Annotated in this window: 2 protein-coding genes; both read right to left on the bottom strand. The window is 30.8% G+C overall.

The window, feature by feature from the left end:
- Window positions 1–126: 126 nt before the first annotated feature.
- Entirely contained in the window at window positions 127–1086 is a 960-nt protein-coding gene (thrB, locus tag E6A48_RS10155; RefSeq protein WP_219710091.1) for a homoserine kinase, read from the bottom strand.
- Between the two features lie 3 nt (window positions 1087–1089).
- A partial coding sequence (gene thrC, locus E6A48_RS10150) for a threonine synthase (RefSeq protein ID WP_219710090.1) occupies window positions 1090–1993 on the bottom strand: 904 nt, incomplete at its 5' end.

Raw genomic sequence — 1993 nt, 5'->3', positions numbered from 1 at the left:
ATGAAGTTATAGAATATATTAGAAAACAAATTTCTCCTATAAAATTGCATACAACTATATTTGATGATTTAGCAGATAAGTCAAAAATCATAGAAATAAAATATCCTAATATTATTATGGAATTAATTAAATAATAATTATTCCTTTGTTTGGAATATTTAAAACTTTTATTTCTGATTCTATTTTCTTTTTAGCAAAACTTTCTTTCATAGCGTTAGAAACATATTTTATTATTTTTTCATCGTTTTTAACTAATGCTAATATTGATGAGCCTGCACCGCTTATAGTAACAGAATAAGCACCTGCTTTTTTTGCTTCTTTAAATAATTCTTTAAGTCCTGGTATAAACTTAGCTCTATAATCTTGATGAAGTTTATCATCTGTTGCTACTTCAAGTAAATCAAGCTTATTTGAAAATAATGCCGAAGTTAAAAGTGCTGCTCTTGAAATATTAAATATAGCATCTTTAAAACTTATTTCTTTAGGCAAAGCATTTCTTGCAATTTCAGTGCTTAAATGAAAGTTTGGAATTGCAACTATTGCTTTTAAATTTTTTGGAGCATTAATTTTAACATATTTAAAATCTTCGTTTTTGCGTACAACACCAGATATAATTCCTCCAAGTATTGCAGGAGAAACATTATCAGGGTGTCCCTCAAGCTGAACAGCCATGTTTAATATATCATTTTCAATAGAGAGTTTATTTCCTAATATATAATTTGCAGAAAGAAGCCCTCCTATTATTGCCGCAGAACTACTTCCAAGCCCTCTTGATAAAGGTATTCTGTTTATACATTTTATAGTATATCCTTTTTCTGGCTTTGCTTTTAGTTTTTTGTATACAAGCTTCATGGCTTCAAGTATCATATTATTGTCTTTTAATATCTCATTTTCGCCCTCGCCTGTTATTTCAAATTCTATTTTTTTAGAGTTTTCATTTTCGTATATATGTATTTCATTATATAAATCTAAAGCAAGCCCTACACTATCAAATCCAGAACCAATATTTGCAGATGTAGCTGGTATTTTAAAAGTTACAAGTTTTTTATTTTTTGATATTTTATTATTATTTTTTTTATTATTCATAAATCATATTCCTATAGCTTTTCTTATCTCTTCTATATTGTTATCTACTTTTATAGGGGCATTGCATATTTTTATTGCATTGTCAGGGTCTTTAAGTCCATTTCCTGTAAGTACAGAAACTACAACATCGCCTTTTTTAAGTTTACCCGCTTTGTAAGTTTTTATAACACCAGCCAAAGAAGCAGCAGAAGCAGGCTCAGCAAATATACCCTCTTCTCTTGTAAGCATTTTGTAAGCCTCTAATATTTCATCATCAGTAACCGAGTCTATAAAACCATTAGATTCATTAGCAGCATTAACGGCTAACTTCCAACTAGCAGGATTACCTATCTTTATAGCAGTAGCCAAAGTTTGAGGATTTTCTATTACTCTGTTTTGTACTATAGCAGCAGAACCTTCAGCCTCAAACCCTATCATTTTTGGTAAGTTTGATACCTTTCCATTTTCTTTATATTCTTTAAAACCCATCCAATATGCAGATATATTTCCAGCATTTCCAACAGGTATAGCTAAATAATCAGGAGCTTTTCCTAAAGTATCGCAAATTTCAAATGCAGAAGTTTTTTGTCCTTGAAGCCTAAAAGGATTAATTGAGTTTACCAATGTGATTGGATATTTATTTGTAATATCAACAACAGCCTTTAATGCCTCATCAAAGTTTCCTTTAATAGCTATAACCTTAGCACCATACATTAAAGCTTGTGCTAATTTTCCTAAAGCAATATTTCCATCTGGAATAACCACTATACATTGTATACCGCTTCTAGCAGCATAGGCAGCAGCAGATGCAGAAGTGTTTCCAGTAGAAGCACACATTATAGCCTTTGAACCTTCTTCAAGTGCCTTAGCAACTGCCATCACCATTCCTCTATCTTTAAATGAGCCTGTAGGGTTAAGTCCGTCATAT

The organism is Brachyspira pilosicoli (genome assembly GCF_019402445.1).
Classification (GTDB): Bacteria; Spirochaetota; Brachyspiria; order Brachyspirales; family Brachyspiraceae; genus Brachyspira; species Brachyspira pilosicoli_B.
This window is presented reverse-complemented; position numbering and strand designations above follow the sequence as displayed.